Origin of the sequence: Tenacibaculum sp. HL-MS23, from assembly GCF_032463465.1 — a bacterium.
GTDB lineage: Bacteria > Bacteroidota > Bacteroidia > Flavobacteriales > Flavobacteriaceae > Polaribacter > Polaribacter bernardetii.
In genome coordinates this window covers 17,320-34,753 of the sequence record NZ_CP135989.1, presented here as the reverse complement: position 1 = coordinate 34,753, position 17,434 = coordinate 17,320, and the positions used below count along the sequence as shown (strand labels likewise).

Annotated in this window: 20 protein-coding genes; 12 read left to right on the top strand and 8 right to left on the bottom strand. The window is 30.8% G+C overall.

Annotated features, from left to right (window positions below):
* Positions 1-18 precede the first annotated feature (18 nt).
* The 5 genes from RRF68_RS00195 to RRF68_RS00175 all read right to left on the bottom strand — a co-directional run bounded on the left by RRF68_RS00195 (position 19) and on the right by RRF68_RS00175 (position 5,786).
* Positions 19-210, bottom strand: coding sequence for a helix-turn-helix transcriptional regulator (locus RRF68_RS00195; RefSeq protein ID WP_315944591.1), 192 nt, complete (start codon positions 208-210; stop codon positions 19-21).
* Between the two features lie 126 nt (positions 211-336).
* Entirely contained in the window at positions 337-2,622 is a 2,286-nt protein-coding gene (locus RRF68_RS00190; RefSeq protein ID WP_315944590.1) for a DUF3987 domain-containing protein, read from the bottom strand.
* An 18-nt stretch (positions 2,623-2,640) separates the two neighbouring features.
* Positions 2,641-2,934 (bottom strand): helix-turn-helix domain-containing protein, encoded by a 294-nt coding sequence (locus RRF68_RS00185; protein ID WP_092468449.1) that lies wholly within the window; start codon positions 2,932-2,934, stop codon positions 2,641-2,643.
* A gap of 187 nt (positions 2,935-3,121) precedes the next feature.
* A complete protein-coding gene (locus tag RRF68_RS00180) occupies positions 3,122-4,567 on the bottom strand; it encodes a hypothetical protein (RefSeq protein ID WP_315944589.1) in 1,446 nt (481 codons plus the stop codon).
* Position 4,568: 1 nt separating this feature from the next.
* Positions 4,569-5,786, bottom strand: a complete 1,218-nt coding sequence (locus RRF68_RS00175) for a site-specific integrase (RefSeq protein WP_315944588.1) — start codon at positions 5,784-5,786, stop codon at positions 4,569-4,571.
* Between the two features lie 379 nt (positions 5,787-6,165).
* Here RRF68_RS00175 and RRF68_RS00170 point away from each other — a divergent pair, with 379 nt between their 5' ends.
* The 11 genes from RRF68_RS00170 to RRF68_RS00120 all read left to right on the top strand — a co-directional run bounded on the left by RRF68_RS00170 (position 6,166) and on the right by RRF68_RS00120 (position 14,390).
* Positions 6,166-6,624, top strand: coding sequence for a helix-turn-helix domain-containing protein (locus RRF68_RS00170; RefSeq protein ID WP_315944587.1), 459 nt, complete (start codon positions 6,166-6,168; stop codon positions 6,622-6,624).
* Complete coding sequence (locus RRF68_RS00165; protein ID WP_315945361.1) at positions 6,570-7,418, top strand: IS3 family transposase; 849 nt, start codon at positions 6,570-6,572, stop codon at positions 7,416-7,418. Before RRF68_RS00170 ends, RRF68_RS00165 begins: the two co-directional genes overlap by 55 nt.
* A 138-nt stretch (positions 7,419-7,556) precedes the next feature.
* Positions 7,557-7,745, top strand: coding sequence for a hypothetical protein (locus tag RRF68_RS00160; RefSeq protein ID WP_315944586.1), 189 nt, complete (start codon positions 7,557-7,559; stop codon positions 7,743-7,745).
* A 13-nt stretch (positions 7,746-7,758) separates the two neighbouring features.
* The gene (locus RRF68_RS00155) at positions 7,759-8,610 is read left to right on the top strand and encodes an IS3 family transposase (RefSeq protein ID WP_315945381.1); all 852 of its coding nucleotides are present in this window, start codon (positions 7,759-7,761) and stop codon (positions 8,608-8,610) included.
* A gap of 56 nt (positions 8,611-8,666) precedes the next feature.
* Positions 8,667-9,263, top strand: coding sequence for a hypothetical protein (locus RRF68_RS00150; RefSeq protein WP_315944585.1), 597 nt, complete (start codon positions 8,667-8,669; stop codon positions 9,261-9,263).
* A gap of 44 nt (positions 9,264-9,307) precedes the next feature.
* Complete coding sequence (locus RRF68_RS00145) at positions 9,308-9,832, top strand: hypothetical protein (RefSeq protein ID WP_315944584.1); 525 nt, start codon at positions 9,308-9,310, stop codon at positions 9,830-9,832.
* An 876-nt stretch (positions 9,833-10,708) separates the two neighbouring features.
* The gene (locus RRF68_RS00140; RefSeq protein WP_315944583.1) at positions 10,709-11,368 is read left to right on the top strand and encodes a hypothetical protein; all 660 of its coding nucleotides are present in this window, start codon (positions 10,709-10,711) and stop codon (positions 11,366-11,368) included.
* Between the two features lie 60 nt (positions 11,369-11,428).
* Positions 11,429-12,160, top strand: coding sequence for a tRNA-uridine aminocarboxypropyltransferase (locus RRF68_RS00135; protein WP_315944582.1), 732 nt, complete (start codon positions 11,429-11,431; stop codon positions 12,158-12,160).
* Between the two features lie 39 nt (positions 12,161-12,199).
* Positions 12,200-13,132: an NAD-dependent epimerase/dehydratase family protein gene (locus tag RRF68_RS00130; protein WP_315944581.1), complete on the top strand. Its 933-nt coding sequence runs from the start codon at positions 12,200-12,202 to the stop codon at positions 13,130-13,132.
* A gap of 111 nt (positions 13,133-13,243) precedes the next feature.
* Complete coding sequence (locus RRF68_RS00125; RefSeq protein WP_218773024.1) at positions 13,244-13,849, top strand: MarC family protein; 606 nt, start codon at positions 13,244-13,246, stop codon at positions 13,847-13,849.
* 127 nt (positions 13,850-13,976) lie between these two features.
* Positions 13,977-14,390, top strand: a complete 414-nt coding sequence (locus RRF68_RS00120) for a DUF2200 domain-containing protein (RefSeq protein WP_315944580.1) — start codon at positions 13,977-13,979, stop codon at positions 14,388-14,390.
* A 32-nt stretch (positions 14,391-14,422) separates the two neighbouring features.
* Here the strand turns inward: RRF68_RS00120 and RRF68_RS00115 are convergent, their stop codons facing one another.
* From RRF68_RS00115 to holA, 3 genes are all read right to left on the bottom strand, one after another.
* Entirely contained in the window at positions 14,423-14,875 is a 453-nt protein-coding gene (locus RRF68_RS00115) for a DUF1569 domain-containing protein (RefSeq protein WP_315944579.1), read from the bottom strand.
* A 2-nt stretch (positions 14,876-14,877) separates the two neighbouring features.
* Positions 14,878-15,543: a hypothetical protein gene (locus RRF68_RS00110; RefSeq protein WP_315944578.1), complete on the bottom strand. Its 666-nt coding sequence runs from the start codon at positions 15,541-15,543 to the stop codon at positions 14,878-14,880.
* Between the two features lie 280 nt (positions 15,544-15,823).
* Positions 15,824-16,825, bottom strand: coding sequence for a DNA polymerase III subunit delta (holA, locus tag RRF68_RS00105; protein WP_275314769.1), 1,002 nt, complete (start codon positions 16,823-16,825; stop codon positions 15,824-15,826).
* A gap of 103 nt (positions 16,826-16,928) precedes the next feature.
* Between holA and RRF68_RS00100 the strand changes: the two genes are divergently transcribed.
* Positions 16,929-17,372, top strand: a complete 444-nt coding sequence (locus RRF68_RS00100) for a type I restriction enzyme HsdR N-terminal domain-containing protein (protein WP_275314770.1) — start codon at positions 16,929-16,931, stop codon at positions 17,370-17,372.
* The last annotated feature ends 62 nt before the right edge of the window (positions 17,373-17,434 follow it).

Genomic DNA, 17,434 nt, shown 5'->3' with positions numbered 1-17,434 from the left:
ACATATAAGTTACCACTATTAAATAGTGTCAACTAATAACGTTTTTGGGTTAACATCTAGAATTTTTGCTATATCGTATAACACTTCTAAACTCGGTTGATTTCTATTTTGAACATACCCATTAACCGTATTGAAACTTTTACCCAGTTTATCTGCTAACCAAACTTGTTTAATACCCTTTTCTTCTAAAACTTCTTTAATGCGGTTCATAAAAGATTCTGATTTGAAGCTATAAATATATAGTATTTACTTTGTATTTATATAACGTATTGCGTTATATTTATAATAAACCCCTAAAATGATAATTGAGGGAATTGAGGGAATTGAGGAAACTGACTACTCATTACCCTTACTTTCCTCATTTTCCTCACTTACTTCTTTTGATGGAATGTAATAATTACCTTGAGATTCTCTTGCTAAAAATTTAGACTTACAAAGACTGGTAATATAGCGTTCTGCTGTTTTTTGGGTAATATTTAATTTACTTGCAAAACTAATATAGTCTTGTGTAGTAAAACGTAATGTTAAACTTTCAATAAATTGCTCTTTTTTGTTTTTATAATTAATGGCTGTTTTATCTTCTGGTAAACTAGAATACACTTTACTACTATGCTTTATTAGTGCTTTTACCATTGTTAACGTAGTTTGAAAATCTTCATCCGAACAATACAAAGGATTTGAAACATCGCCAGTTTCTAGTATTCGCAAAACCGTTAAAATCATACTAATTCTAAACGCTATAATACCCATTCTTTTAATTGATGAATTGTATTCTAATGGATTTACATTTAGATAGTATAAATTAATTTTTGAAAAAAATTGATTAAATACTTCTTGTTGTTCTTCGGTATATGAAAACTGTATTTCTGTATTTGTAATTAATTGTCTGTATAACTCATAAAATTCATTACCTAAATTATCAAAATACTCATTTAAGCCTTTTTTAGTATCAATAGCAAATACATTTTTCCAATTGGTACTTGTTGGCATTTGATAAAACATAAAGCGACTGAATAAACCATTTTCAGCATTTGGCATTAACGCCAAAACTTGTTTTGGTGTGCCTGTTAATGCACAAGACAAACAAGGCTCTTCAATCTCTACATATTCCCTATCTGTTCTGCGAAAATATTTTATTGTTTCGTGATGAAACGCATTTCTAAAACCATCAGAATAATCACCATAATCTGTTTTAAAGTTTTTAGCTAGTGTATCTGCTTCGGTTTCAAATATTAGTCCTCTACCTTTACTATCGTGTAATAATTGAAACATACCAGTTGAACTATTATTTGCAGGAATAAATAACATTCTAATTGGTGGTTTTGGTGGTTTTTTTAGGTTTTCATCTTTCGCTTTGTTCTTATTGTATTGCGCTAGTTCCGCATCATATTCTGCTTCCATTAGTTTTGCTTCTTCACGCATTGTTTTGTGAATTTTATATACTAATCGTTTACAAAATTTTAGTTTGCCTTTACCTGAAGCTGCTGCCGCTGTTATAAATAAATATAAATTAGAATATACTTTATCGCCATCATAGATACCGTATATTTTAGGCAAACAAGCACTTATAGCTGTTATTGCACCTAATATCATTATATCTTTTTCTTGGTCTGTTTTAGTATATTTAACAACGTGTTGAAGGAACTGCGGAAGTTGAGGAATTAAGGAAGTTGAGAACGTTGGACTATCTGAATAATCTTCTAGATTGGTTTCTTCTTTTTGTATTAATAGTTCTTCTTCAATAGTTTCTTTAAATGGCTTTATATTATTTTGATGCGCCATATAGTAAAATGTAGAAATATTTACGCCTGTACCTTTCGCTTTTAAACAATTGGTAAATTGTTTATCGCATTCTTGATAATTGTATTTGATGTAAAATCTACTAATTCTATGATAGTATTCTCTTCCTCTTTCTCCATATTCTTCTGATAATGCAAAACCTAAATTTCGCCACGTTTCATAATTACCTGTAATATCGGTTGCTGTTTTTTCTATTTCGGATATGTAAGCTTCAATATCATTATTTATTTGATTGTTCTGTTTTATTGGTGGTGCTATTTCTTTTGGTTTTATGATTACTTCAAAAGTATCTGCATTAGCATTGATAAAACAATCTTCATCATAAGACACAAAACATAAACGACAAATATCGCTTCCAGAGGTATCAATATCAATATTTAATGCTTGTTCGTAATAGTCTACAACTTGTTTGTAGGCTTCTTTATGACACTCTTTACTTGCATTTACTTTTACAATAACTTTCAAGCCTTTACCACTAGGACTAATAAATGATGCATACGTATAAGATGCTAAACGTGTGGTGTTTTTTATTAATTGTAAATGTGAATCTTCTAATTTATCTATATCTAAAATTACATATTTACTGTACGCATTTATCTTATCAATACTTCTACCATTATTGAAAGTACCTGATACTGTAAAAGCAATTAATTGCTTTTTAAGTTGGTCTGCTTCCTGTTTGTTATCATTAGATAATAAGTTTCTTATATCGCTTATTTCAGTTTTATAAGCACCTAATTTAATATCGTTTAGGATTTTTTCTAAAGGCTTATCCTCAACCTTGTTTACGAAGTCTTTAAAGACAGATACGACAGCTTGCATAACTTTAAGATTTACGGATTAGTAATTGCGTTTTTTACTTGAAAAAGCTTGTTTATAGTTCTTGTCCAAAAGCTTCTGTACATCGCTCATTCTATAATAAATTTTTGAACCTATTTGAGAAAATGACACTTTTCCTTCATCTCTCCAGGATTGCGCTGTTCTTTTGCTAATATTCATTAGCTGTAAAAATTCTTGATTATCGAGAAATGTGTCGTTTGGTGACTTTTGCTTTTCTTCTAGTTTTTTGTTTAGAACATCTAAACGATTTACTAATTCTTTGTACTGTTGTGCACTTAAAATAATTGCTTCCATTGTGTGAAATTTTAATGATTATGAAAACAAAGATTGTCAGAAATAGAGGCTCAAAACACTTTAGAAACAAGGGTTTAGAGTAAGGTGCAGAGTGTAGAGTGGCATAAAAAAACAGCTAACCTAAAAGAGATTAACTGTATTATTTAAAGAAAGTTTTTTAATACTGCACTTGAAGTGTAGAGTGTTATTATAGTGTTTTTAATGCCATATCGATGTATTTTGATGTAGTAGGAACTTTTTGAGTTCTTAATTTTGTGCGGTTATATTGCTCTCCGTTTTCTTGAACAAAACAGTTTATAGTTACTGCCCATTGCTGTTGCTTCAAGTTTTCAACAAGTTTTAATTCATTATGCAATTGCTTAATGAAATATGAAAGTTCGCTAATATTACCAGTCCAAACAATAGGTTTTTCGATTTCTTCTCCGCTAAACGCTTTTCTAAAGTCTTTTAAATCGGTTGAATTATCAATAAGGTTTTTACGCTTTAAAGTATTCATTAAATCGGTTAACTGTGTTTGACCAGTAAGATTATTAATGTAGGTAAATGATTGATGTTTTGATTTGGTTTTAGTTTTTGGCTTTTCAATTACTTCTTGTTTTCTGCCACTACCAATTAAGCCTTTTTTAAAGTCCTGCAATATATTTTCTGATGCTTCTTTAAATAAGTGAAAATGATTTGTATAATGCTTCCAAACGTGAACAGGATATTTATTCTCGTACTGATTTGGATTGTACTCCATATAGTTTGGATGCCAATAGGTGTCGTGATAAATTCTTTTAAAGGCTTCTGCTCGTTTTTGTGGTATGTGCGTCTTAAATTGATTTACTGATAGTGTTAGGTATTTATTAATTTCAAAGTCATTTAAAGGCTTTATTCTTTCATATATGGCGTTTAAAAATATAGTGTACAACTCACCAGAAATAAACGCATCAAAATAGGTTGGGTCGAAAGTATAAGTTTCCCAATAGTCATCGCAATTCTTTTTGTACTCTACTGCTTCAATTGCTATACGCTTTTCTAATTCTTCTACTAATAATAAATCTTTAAAGTTGTTGTACTGAAATTGGTTGTTTATCATTATTGGTTGATCTGGTTCTTTGCTAATTTCTTTTTTTGCTTTTTCTTCTTCTACAGATTCTAAAATACTTTTGAAAGTTGATAGCCTTTGCGCGTAAGCCATATATTTAATAAAATTATCTATTTCATCTTTATCAAAATTATATAGTTCGTCATTTAATACTGCTTCAAAATACATTTCATCTTCTGCATCTACTTTTTCATTTGTTGTATATTCCTCCGAAAGTTGCTCAATACCCTCATAATAATTACTTAAAAAATTCCTGCTTATACGCTCTCTGTAACTATAAAAATCTCCTTCGTGTTGTTCTAGTTCATACTTATTTAGAAATGCTGAAATATAGCCTGCTATATTTGGATTGCACTTTGATATTTTTTTTTGAAGTTTTTTGATTTCCTTTTTAGTTAATTCGTCTTTTTCATCATCATTAATACAGGTCGAATAAAGCATTCTATCTTTTTCACTATTCTCATAACCAATTGATTCTAATACCCCATCTATAACTTCTGTTAAACGGTCTAGTATTTTAATTTCTATATCTGAAAACTTACCCATATTAATTGATATATTTATCTACTGCATTATCTAACTCACTACTAATAATTTTTGCATACACTTGTGTAATACCAATATCTGAATGGTCCATCAATTTAGAAACGTGTTCTATACGCATACCATTATTTAATGCCCTTGTAGCAAATGTATGTCTGCTTATGTGAAAACTTAAATTAAAAGGTAGTTCTAAACGTGTACCCATTTTTCTCAAATACATATTACTTAATGCTATTGCTCTACCTGTTATTAAATTTCTATGCTCTTTATCTGTAAAATAGGTTTTTTCAATATTTGCAAAAGGGAAAATTATATCTTCTTGCTTCTGGTCTTTTTGTTGATACTTCTCTAATATCTCAACTGCTTTTTGACCTATTCTAACACTATGCTGTCTGTTTGTTTTTCTGATTACCTTTGTGATTTTGCCGTTTTTGTTATCGTAATTCTTCCATTTAAGCTCTATCATATCGCCAAATCTAAAACCACCTGCAAAGACTGAAAAAATAAACATATCTTTTATAATCTGTGCTTTGTCTTTATTTGAAACTTCTAAATCCATAAAGTCCTGAAACTGTTCAGCAGATAGATAGCGTTTTGTACTCTTTTCTTTTTTTACCGTGAACTTGTTAAAGGGAAATAAATCCAAAGGTATTAAATCTTCTTTTTGTGCTTCCTTAAACATTATCTTCATAATCTTTAAAGAGAAATTTATGGTTGTATTATTATTGCCTAATGTAGAACTGCAATAGGATGCATAATCTTTTAAAGTGGTAACAGTAATATCTTCAAACATTAATTCTCTATGTCCTACAAACTTTTCGAATTTCTTTAAATAAGTTTTGTAATTCTTATACGTTGAATGTGCTAAAGTATCTTTTCGCTTTTCACAAAGATTATCAGAGTAGTCAAAAAAGTTCGTTAAGGGTTTACCCTTAATGGCCTCTTTTAGTTTTCTTGCGGTTGTAGATTGGTTTCTTCTTTCAAGGTCTGCAATCTCGCCTTTTGCATCTGCTACCTTTTGAGATATGTAAGCGTTTAGTCTTGTAGAATTACTATGATTCTTCTTTACTTTTTGCTTATCTTCATCCCATTCATTTGGCTTTAATTTTAGGCTTAACGAAATGAATTTAGTTTTACGGTCTTTGATAACTCTTAAATAAAGAGGTGCTTCTCCTGCTTTATCTACTTTGTTATTTCTTAAAATTAATTTTATTGAAGACATAAAGTACTGGTTTTAAAGGTGTGCAATGCGGTGCAACCGAGTACTAAGGTACAACAATAGGTACAACAAAACAAGCATTTTAGCGCATTTTGTTGCATTACTTTACTTTAGTAAAAACCTGTAAAGTACTATATATAAAGGGTTTTAGAGAAATTAAGTGTAATTGAGTGCGGTAACTATATAACACCGTGTATAATTAATTGCTTGTTTTAAGCCTACTTACGAACATTCCTGCGGAATATTCTATCTGTGATTTATTTGCTAACTTAGTGCCTAAATCACGCAACTAACCATACACAATCACGTTGGCAGTAATTCTGACCCGTGAACTTTCCTGAAATAGGTTGACTAAAAATTAAGCAATTAATTACAGTCACTTATGAAAACACAAAATGAACACTGGCGAAAAAAAAGCTACCAAAAAGCCACTTTAGAAACCAAACTTTTAGTCGTTGACCAAATCCTTAGCGGACAACTATCCAATAACCAAGCTTCAAAAAAATACGATATCCCTCGAACAACCATTACCTATTGGTTAAGAAAATACAGTACCTTAGTACAACAAAATACAGGTATGAGTAAAAACGATGAAATTAAAAAGTTAAAGGAAAAGATTGAAGAACTTGAGTTTCAAAAAGACTTCCAACAAGACATTATCGCTGATATGGAACTTATTACAGGAGTCGATATGTCAAAAAAGTCATTGCCCAAAACATTAGCAAAAGAGATAGAGCAAAAGAAAAAACAGCGTATAAAAGAAAATGGCTCTATGGATGTTTTGGGATATCTAAACAAGCCTTTTACAAAAGACTCAAAACCCAACAAAAACAACAAATAGAGCATCAAGAACTAATTAAAATGGTTAAGGACTACCGGAAAAAAGTAAGCTCTAAAACTGGTGGAATTAAGCTACATGCAGAACTTAAAGCTGATTTTAATAAGGCTAATATTAAGATCGGAAGAGACAAGTTCTATCGCTTCCTCAGACTAAATAATCTTTTGATTCCCAAAACTAAAAATTACATCAAAACGACAAACTCAAACCATATGTACAAAAAATATAAGAACCTAGTAAAAGACCACATTCCTACTCGACCAGAACAACTATGGGTAAGCGATATCACTTACATTAAAACACAATACGGTCATAATTATTTAGCTATTGTTACAGATGCTTATTCTAAACAGATTATGGGCTACAAACTAGATAACCACATGAGAACATCACTTTGCACCGATGCACTCGCTATGGCCATTAAAAACAGAAAATACCCCAATCAAAAGCTTATTCATCATTCAGACAGAGGTTTTCAATATTGCAATCCCAAATACACAGAATTCGCCGAAAACAATAACATTACAATGAGTATGACTGAGCAATACGACCCTTATGAAAATGCTGTAGCAGAACGAATTAATAGAACGTTGAAATACGAATATGGATTAAAACAAACGATTAAAAACACAGAACTAGCTCAAAAAATGACGGAGCAAGCAGTATATATTTATAACAATTTAAGAACGCATTTTAGCCTGGAATTAAGAAAACCTGCAGAAGTACATTTAAATCCTAATATCAAATACAAGTCGTATCGAAAAAATAAAGTAAATTTACATGAACTAACGATTTAAGAACGGAGAATTTTAACTAAAAAAGAGTCAACCTATTTCAGTATAATACAACACACAAAGAGCGAACTTTGTAAACTCTACTCTATTGCTCCTACAACAGTAAATGTGTGGATTAAAAAGTACAATCGTAAAGACTTAATGAATACCAGAGTAAAAGTGGAAACTAAAGACGAAATATCTAGAATTAAAGCACTTCAAAAAGAGGTTGAACAGCTTAAAAAACTACTCCTAAAAAAAGATCTCGATGCTATGGTAGAAGAATCCTATCTTGAAGTAGCTGCTGAAGATTTAGGCTATAAATCTATCGCTGAACTAAAAAAAAGTTAAGTATAAAGCCTTAATTAAAGCTAAAGAAAAATCTAAGGGATTTGCTTCTTTAAAGACTATAACCCATTGTTTTGGTCATAAGCGTGACGCGTATTATAAATACAAATCTAGAGCTGATAAACGTTTAAAACTAGAACAACAAATTATTAACATCGTTAAAAAAAGACGCAAATCCCTTCCTAGAGAAGGTGTAAGAAAACTCGTGAAATCGTTAAATATAGATTTTAATAAAGCTAATATTAAAGTTGGCAGAGATACTTTATTTAAGGTGCTTAGAAAGCATCAAATGTTAACCCTTAGAAGAAAAACAAGTGCTAGAACCACGAACTCTTATCATCGTTTTTATAAATATAACAACATCATAAAAGACCTGGAAGTTACTAGAAATAACCAAGTTTGGGTATCTGATATCACATACATTAGAACCGTAAAAGGGTTTTGCTATTTGGCTTTAATAACTGATATGCATTCTAGAAAAATAGTAGGTTACGACCTAAGTGATAGTTTGGAGTTAAAAGGATGTGTAAGAGCTCTTAATAAGGCTATTTATCAAGCTAAAAACATTAAACAACTTATTCATCATTCAGACAGAGGAATACAGTATTGTAGTAATGTATACACACAAATACTCAAAAGAAAAAAGATAAGTATTAGTATGACCGAACAAAATCATTGTTATGAAAATGCGATAGCCGAACGCATAAATGGTATTTTAAAAGATGAATTTTATCTAGACCAAACCTTTGATAACGTGGCACAAGCAAAGAGAGCGGCAAAAAATGCAATTAATTTATACAACGAAATAAGATTACACTTATCTTTAGACTATAAAACACCTAATATGGTATATCAATTATCAGCTTAAAATCAATTTTAACCTGTAGCCATATTTCAGGACAAGACATTCACCAATCAAAAACAATGAAAGAACTAGTAAAGCCATTTGCGACAACAGTTGGTTATATGCTAAAAGTATTAAAGTCAAATGCTGACATTAATGACTTCAATGCAGAATTTAAAATGATAAGGCATGGAAACTATTTTGAATTTATTAATTCTGTAAAGGGAGAAGTGCCAGAAACCGTTGTTTATCAAAAAGGTATTATAACTTCAGGAAATACACCTAAAGAAGATGATTTTGACTTTTTAGGATTGTTTAATTCTAACCCTTCATTAATAAAATTTTATAATAAGTGTTATTCAAAATATGGAACTATTGATGACAAAGATATTCCTAACTCAATATATGGTATAGCAGCTTTATTTGAAATTAGCGTTAGGATGCATGCTAATAACAATCAACTAATAGAACAAAGGGAAAAATTAGTTGACACCATTGATAAATTAGGTAAATTTAAAAACTTAACTATTGAAGAAATAGAAAAATTACATAAAGGAAGAAAATTTATTAATATGATTAAACATTTTAATAATCAATTCCCTACTTGGAATGATGGAATTAAAGCAATGACCATTGCGTATGAACTACTTAAAACACATAAATTGACAATTATTTAATAACACTTTGATTAACATAAGTAATAAATTTTAAGATACACTAAATGAATATAAACGAAACTGACTTCTATGAATTGTGCCTAGACGAAGGTGGTCCACTCTACGCTGATATCTACCCATTTGACAAGGATCAATTTAATCAATGGGTAAGGGAAAATATAGAAGAGTTTATTACAATTGAAAATTATGACGTAGTAACACCCGCAGATAATATTGTTAATCAATTGAATCAACTAGGTTATAACCATATACATCAGCAATGTCATTACTCTGCAAAAGCAGCAACAATATTAAATGATAATTTTAGATACTATACGGGATTTGTTGACAGAGCGACTTTTCCATATCCAATTATTACTCATAGTTTTAATACTCTAAATGGAGATGTCATAGATTTGGCTCGAATCAGTGACCCAGATGATCCGATTGAAAACCAAGAGAACTCTTTTCCTCACACATATTATGGAATATCTATTCCACAAAAATTCGTTTTAAATTATGAACAAGAAACTCTTGAAGATAAATCAATGAATCCATTATTGGTTCAATGGTATTTGGAAAATAATTAAACTACTGCCAACAACGTGTATATACATAGCTAATAATTGCTAAACTCAATGGTTACTGATTATTTGCAAAGACCGCCAAATTTTTAAATTTGGCTTTTAAGATTAATAAGTTAAAAACAAAATATAAAAAAGGTCTGCGTTTAACCGAAAAGTTAGTGTTTCTAAATCCGCTACTATTCTTATACAACACCGTAACACACATTATGAATGATGCAAGTGTAGAACATGAACTTCAAAACAATAGGAGTCAAAACTTAAGACACATCCTTAATCAATATTATTGTTATGAAAAAAGCTAAAAGGTAAATATCGCCCAACACTCAGATAAAAAAATCTTCCTTAAAAACACCTCATCAATATACCAAGCTCATATTACTATTAAATAGTACCATGAGCTTTTATACTTTAAAAAAAGCCTTACCAATCAAATTTCACACAAATTGCGTACACCACACTGCCAAACAAACAATAAATTAATTCCGCATAACATAACAATTCGTTCATAACAAAAACGCCGGTGTATATATCCTAAAACAGCAACAACACACAACCTTAACACCTGAAAAACAACCAAATAACTATGAATAGCAAAAAACTATTTGTACCTTAACATCAAAATATTGCGTAAAAACACAATAAAGACGTAAAAAAATGCAACAAGAGCCATCAAAAATGCAATAAGAACGGTAAAAAACACAATAAGAGCCTTCAAAAACGCAATAAGGGCAAGTAAAAACACATTAAGAGCCTTCAAAAACGCAATAAAAACAAGAAAAAACACAACAAGAACGGTAAAAAACAGAAAAAGACACATAAAATACTGGCGAGTAGCGCTAAGAGAAACGCAAATAGTATAGTAATCTTAAAAAAGCAAAAATGGGAAAAAAAAGAACATTAACTGAAGCAGAAACTTTAGAGCAATATCGTGTAGCATTCGAAAATGTAGAAAAACAAACAGAAATAGCCACTACAATGGCAGAGTTTGGCTACGAAGAAGCACTTTTAAACGAAGGAAAAACCTTATTAACAAATGCGCGAGAAGCCTACGATGCCAACAAAACAGAAGATGACGAAACTACCATTGCCTACAACAACTTTTCTACCATTAAAGGCCAGCTAGAAACCGAATACTCCTTACATCGAAAAAAAGGAAAAGTAGTTTTTAGAAAAGATGAAAACCTATTAACAAAACTAGGCCTAACAGGCAGCTTACCTACCATATATATAAAATGGTTAGAAACCGTTAAGAAATTTTATGCCGTAGCTGCCGGAAATACCGAAATAGAAACAGCTTTAGCACGCCTAAAAGTTACACCTACCGAATTGCAAGAAACACGTACCTTAATAACCGTTTTAGAAACTGCAAGAGCCGATTATTTAAAAGAAAAAGGAGAAAGTCAAGATGCCACCAAACTAAAAGACGCTGCTGTTGGCGCTATAAGCGACTGGATGAGTGAGTTTTATGCAATTGCTAAAATTGCTTTAGATGATAACCCACAACTTCTAGAATCATTAGGTAAATTTGTAAGAAGTTAAAAGCATATAAAACAAGCCTCTTAACTACTTTACACGAACCTAATTAAAAAGATAGTTATCTTGCAAGTTGATATAAAAAAACCAAGGATTAAATGTTACACATGTATGCGGCCTAACAGCACCTGCCTATGTAAACATCTTAATCCTTTTCATACCAATACCCGTTTTATTATTCTGATGCACCCCAAGGAGTACAGAAAAGAAAAAAGCGGAACCGGTCATATAACAAACCTTCAACTTAAAAACTCAGAGGTAATTGTTGGCATAGATTTTACCAATAATAGCCGCGTAAACCAAATACTTGCCAATAAAAAAAACAATGCTTTCTTGCTGTACCCTGGTAAAGACAGCTTTAATATCTCTACTAGAAAAAGTGTCGAAATAAATTACTTTATGGGTAATAATCCATACATTTTTATTCTTGATGGCACCTGGCCTTGCGCTCGTAAAATGCTTAAACTAAGTACCAACTTGCAACAACTAAAAAGAGTGAGTTTCGATAATAACATTAAATCAAAATTTATAATTAAGCAGCAGCCAGCAGCGCTTTGTCTTAGCACAATTGAGTCTGTTTACACCGTAATAAATCTACTTAACAAGGGTAATTTAGAAAAATGTGATACCAAAAACTTCTTGCTTCCTTTCGAAAAAATGATAGACCATCAACTCGAATATGCACTAAACCCTAATAATAAAAACGATGGTGTTACCGCAAATAAAGAGATGATTACCAAAAACATCTACAAGAAAAATACCGAAAGAAATGTTATTTTCGAAAAAGAGCAATTGTAAGGGCAACAACTGATAGCAAAATTTAAAAATTGATAAAATATGCAAGTAATTTTAGGGGCTAACGGAATAATTGGTGAGGAATTGGCAAAAGAATTAAGAACCAATTATACCAACAACATAAAACTAGTGGGACGAAACCCTAAAAAAGTACATCCGAACGATATTTTATACAAAGGGAATTTACTCAACTCAGAAGATGTAAATAAAGCTTTGGTAAATGCTGATATTGCCTACATGACCGTTGGCCTACCCTATAAATCTGATGTTTGGTTAAGCAATTGGCCCAAAATAATGCAGAATGTAATTAATGCTTGCAAGGCCAACAATTGTAAACTCGTTTATTTTGATAATACATATGCCTATCCGCAAAACACTAAGGTTCAAAAAGAAAACACCGAGTTAAATTCTGAAGGCAAAAAAGGCATTGCTAAAAAAAATGCGGCACAACTTTTACTAAAAGCAATAGCAAAAAAAGAAATTGAAGCGGTTATATGCCGAGCTCCTGAGTTTTATGGCCCCGATAAAACAAAAGGAATAACAAACACTCTTGTTTTCGAAAAACTAAAAGCCAACAAAAAACCTAAAGTATTACTAAACGACAACGTATTACGAACATTAATTTACACACCTGATGCAAGTAAAGCAATGGCACTAATAGCCAACCACCCCGAAACTTATGGTCAAACTTGGCACTTACCTTGCGATGATAACCGACTTACTTATAAAGAAATTATCAGCGAAATCTCCAAGCAATTAGGGCGTACTATTAAATATGATGTCTTAAATTCGTTTGTATTAAAAATAGCCTCTTTTTTTAGTAGTAATAGTAAAGAAACACAAGAATTATTACCTCGTTACACCATCGATAATATCTTTGATTCTTCTAAGTTTAAGAATAAGTTCCCCGATTTTAAAGTAACTTCTTATCAAGAAGGCATTAAAACGATCATTAAGGATTATCAAATTAAATAAAACATCAAACAAAGTTATCAATTAATTTACTACCAATACGATTAGTCCTTAAATTTGTTATTTATAAAGAGCGTCTTAAAACTTGCGCTACTAAACCCGAAATAAAATAAAATGGTAGAATTTTTAACTACAATCTTTTTTGTTTTTGCAGTAATTGACCCAATTGGTTCAATACCTGTTTATCTCGAAGCGACTAAAGAATTTGATTTACATCATAAAAAGAAGATTGCTATTAGAGCAGCTGTAATAGCTTTTCTGATACTTTTATTTTTTATTATAATCGGACAACTTATTTTAGAAGGTATGTCTGTATCACTTGATGCTTTTCAAATTTCAGGTGGTGTAATTCTATTTTTGTTTGCTTTAACAATGATATTCGGTGATGGAAAACCTGAGCTAGAAAAAAACAGAATTACAGACTATAAACACGTTACCATATTTCCTATTGCAATTCCCTCTATAGCCTCTCCAGGGGCAATTATGGCTGTTGTTTTAATGACCGATAATCATATTTACTCAATTCAACAACAAGCTATCACCACGGTAATAGTTTTACTTGTAATCGGAATTACTTGTCTTATCCTTTTAGGAGCAAATCATTTACAAAAACGAATAGGTGATTACGGTATTACGGTAATTAGTAAAATTATGGGCCTTATTTTAGCTTCTTATGCAGTACAAAGTATATTAACTGGTATAAGCAGCTATTTTGGATAAAACATAAAAAAACTATAATAAAAACCTTGCTTAAAAGCTCTTATAACTTTTTTACTTGGTTTTAATAATCAAGTCATGTAGTAAATAACCTCTCGTGCAAACATAAAACAATTTAAATACAGTAAAAATGAAAGTTACCGCCGAAAAAAATGAGAAAGTTGCAAGTATGATCTTTGCTTCTATTTACCCGCTTTACTGGAATAGGTTAGAAAAAAATGGTAGAACAAAAGAAGAGTTTCATCAAGTACTCGAATGGTTTACCGGCTTTAACGAAAACAAACTACAAATGCTTATTGAAGAAAAAGTAACATTTAAAACCTTTTTTAAGCAAGCTACAATTCACCCAAACGCATATATGATTAAAGGAGTAGTTTGTGGATACCGAATTGAAGAAATAGCCGAAGAATTTGAACTATACAAACAATGCCGTCAAATGGAAAAACTGATTGATGAATTGGCTAAAGGACGTAAAATGGAGAAAATTTTACGAAAAGAAAAAAATAAAATCTTACTACCAAAGCAACAATCTATCTTAGTTTAGCAAGAATAATTGTACCCGCAGCAATGCCTTATTTAAACGCCAAATTGCGTTAAATGGTGTTCTAAATGCTTGTAAAAAGAATTATTCCATTCTTGTTTTGTTAACTTACCAAAAGAGTGCGATTCTTTACCCTCAAAATAGGCACCTCCTAATTCTTGAGTTTTAATTATAAAAGCTATCAAGCGTTTTCTTTCTGTTGTAAACTCACGTTCATCAGTAATGATAAATTGCGGAGCTGTTCTTCCGTTTTTAGTAAAAGGAGTTTCACTTACCACTGCCTTTTTTACAAACGCCTTAAGTAACATTCTAACAACACCATTGGGTTTTGGATGTTTATCTGTATACACCATTTCGTAAGTAACACAACAATGTGCTAGCATTTCGGCAACACTCATTTTACCCCAACTTGGTTGACTTGTTGGAGTTAATTGTTCTATTCTATTAATTACCTCGTTAGTAACTTCTTTGTTAAAAATATTCTTCATTTTTATGCTTTTTTAGCTAGTAAAATAATATCTGAAATATGTGTATAAATTACAATTGGCACAATTACACCCCCTAATAATATGATAGGAAAATAGGTAATTGCTGTGTTTGGTACTGTATAACCAAAATTCTTATACAATAGTTCTTGTGATAAAAATCCGTTTGTTAGAATGAATAAAATAAAGAATAACCCTAAAATATTCCATCCTAATAACAACTTTTTGTGTACTGCACCATACTGCATCCAAAGTAATAATAAAATAGAAGTTATACCAGGTATAATATCAAAATTCCAACCTTTAAAAGTCATTTCCATTGGTAATAATTCTCTAATGGCTAATTCAAACAACAATAATTCAACCGGAAAGCGTACAATATGTACTGCGGTGCTCCAACGAACATCTCTATTTTTATAAAACTTATTTCTAATTAAGTATATGATAAATAATGCAGGAGGTGCCATTACCAATGGAAAGGTAGAGTACGTATCGCCTTCTGTGTAATGGTAAACTCCATTATAGGCAAGTATACAAATTAGTACAGACCATCCCAATATTATTGGTAAAGTTGTTTTTTTTAAGTTGTTCGATTTTACAAATGCGAAAATTACATAAGCAGTTATTAGTAGAAATGAAATTGAAAGGTAAAGAGGTAAATCTGGCGTCATACGTTTAATATTTACATCAAAAATACTACGGCTATTTATAATAGAACTTGTCAAATGACAAGAAAGAGTAATTATATTGAGATAATACGCAATGAATAACATTTAGTTATTATGCGAATCTGAAACAGATTCAGATTGACGGACATATTTCATAATTGATAACAGGTAATTATCTTTTTCGAAGTTTATCTTTCAAATTGATTCCGTGTTTATTTCGGAATCTCATCATTACAAAGTGTAATATATTGTAAAAACTTGTTCGTGTTGACGAATGCTTTTTTTAATGCATTATCTTAAACAGTAATTCTTTTAAAATATCTGCATGAGATTGATTGGCTCCTACTCCCTTACTTTTTACATCTGCTTCACGTAATAAAGCAATTACTTGTGATACTTTTCGCATTGGATAATTTTTTGCAGCCGAACTATAATCATCAACAAAAAACGGATTCACACCTAAATTCTTTGCTACAGAACCTTTTGATTTATCTTTTAACCCGTGGTACATTAATAGTTGTGTAAAAAAACTATTTAACAACGAAATAGTCATTACTAACGGATTACTTTTAGGGTTTTGCGCAAAATAATTAATAATTCTATTTGCCTTTACCACATCTCGTTGACCGATAGCCTTTCGAAGCTCGAAATTATTAAAATCTTTAGAGATACCGATATTTTCTTCAATATGCTTATCGGTTATAATGGTGTCTTTTGGTAAAACAGAAGTTAATTTATCTAATTCGTTTGCTATTTTACTTAAATCAACTCCCAAAAACTCTACTAACATCTGAGATGCTTTGGGCTCAATATTGTATTTCTTACCGCCTAAAACTCTACGAATCCAGTCAGCAACCTGATTTTCATATAATTTCTTACTCTCGTAAATCAATCCGTTTTTAGCAATTGCTTTATAGGCTTTTTTACGTTTATCTAACTTTTTGTATTTATAATTAAAAACCAAAACCGTAGTTGGTTGCGGATTTGCTGCATAAGCCTCAATCTTATCAATAGTACGACTTAAATCTTGTGCTTCTTTTACAATAATCACCTGGCGATCTGCCATCATCGGATATCGTTTTGCTGACGAAACGATTTCATCAATAGAAACATCACGACCATACATTACTACTTGATTAAATCCTTTTTCAGACTCGTCAAGTACATTTTTTTCAATATAATCAGAAATTTTATCGATATAATAAGGCTCCTCACCCATTAAGAAATAAACAGGCTTAATGTTTCCTCCTTTTATATCTGCTATAATATTTTTAATTTCGTTCATAACTTTAAGTAAGGTATTACTTGGAAGAAAATAATACAATCTTTAACTTAAGATTGCCTCGCTTTGCTCGCAATGAGTTTCTATTTTTACATATATTTGAAACATGCAAAAACTGAATCTCCCTAACTATACATTCAAGCTCAAAAGTAACGAAAATAAGACGCTTATTTTTGATAAATGGAGAAAAAAATACTTGGTATTAACTCCAGAAGAATGGGTACGTCAACATTTTGTGCAGTTTTTAATTGATGAAAAAAAATACCCTGTTTCTTTAATTGCTCTTGAAAAACAACTAACCATAAACAACTTAAAAAAACGTACTGATATTGTTATTTTCTCTTCGGATGGAACGCCAAATATTATTGTAGAATGCAAGGCTCCGAAAATTAAAATAGCACAAGATACTTTCGATCAAATTGCGCGCTATAACTTAAAGTTAAATGCGAATTATTTAGTTGTTACCAACGGATTACAACATTATTTTTGCAAGCTTGATAAAGAAAATGAAACCTATATATTTTTAGAAGATATTCCTGATTATAAATAAGTGGCTACTTTGAGAAGCCTCACCGATTAGTTCTCGATACAAAGCTCTAAAAAAGAGTTTTA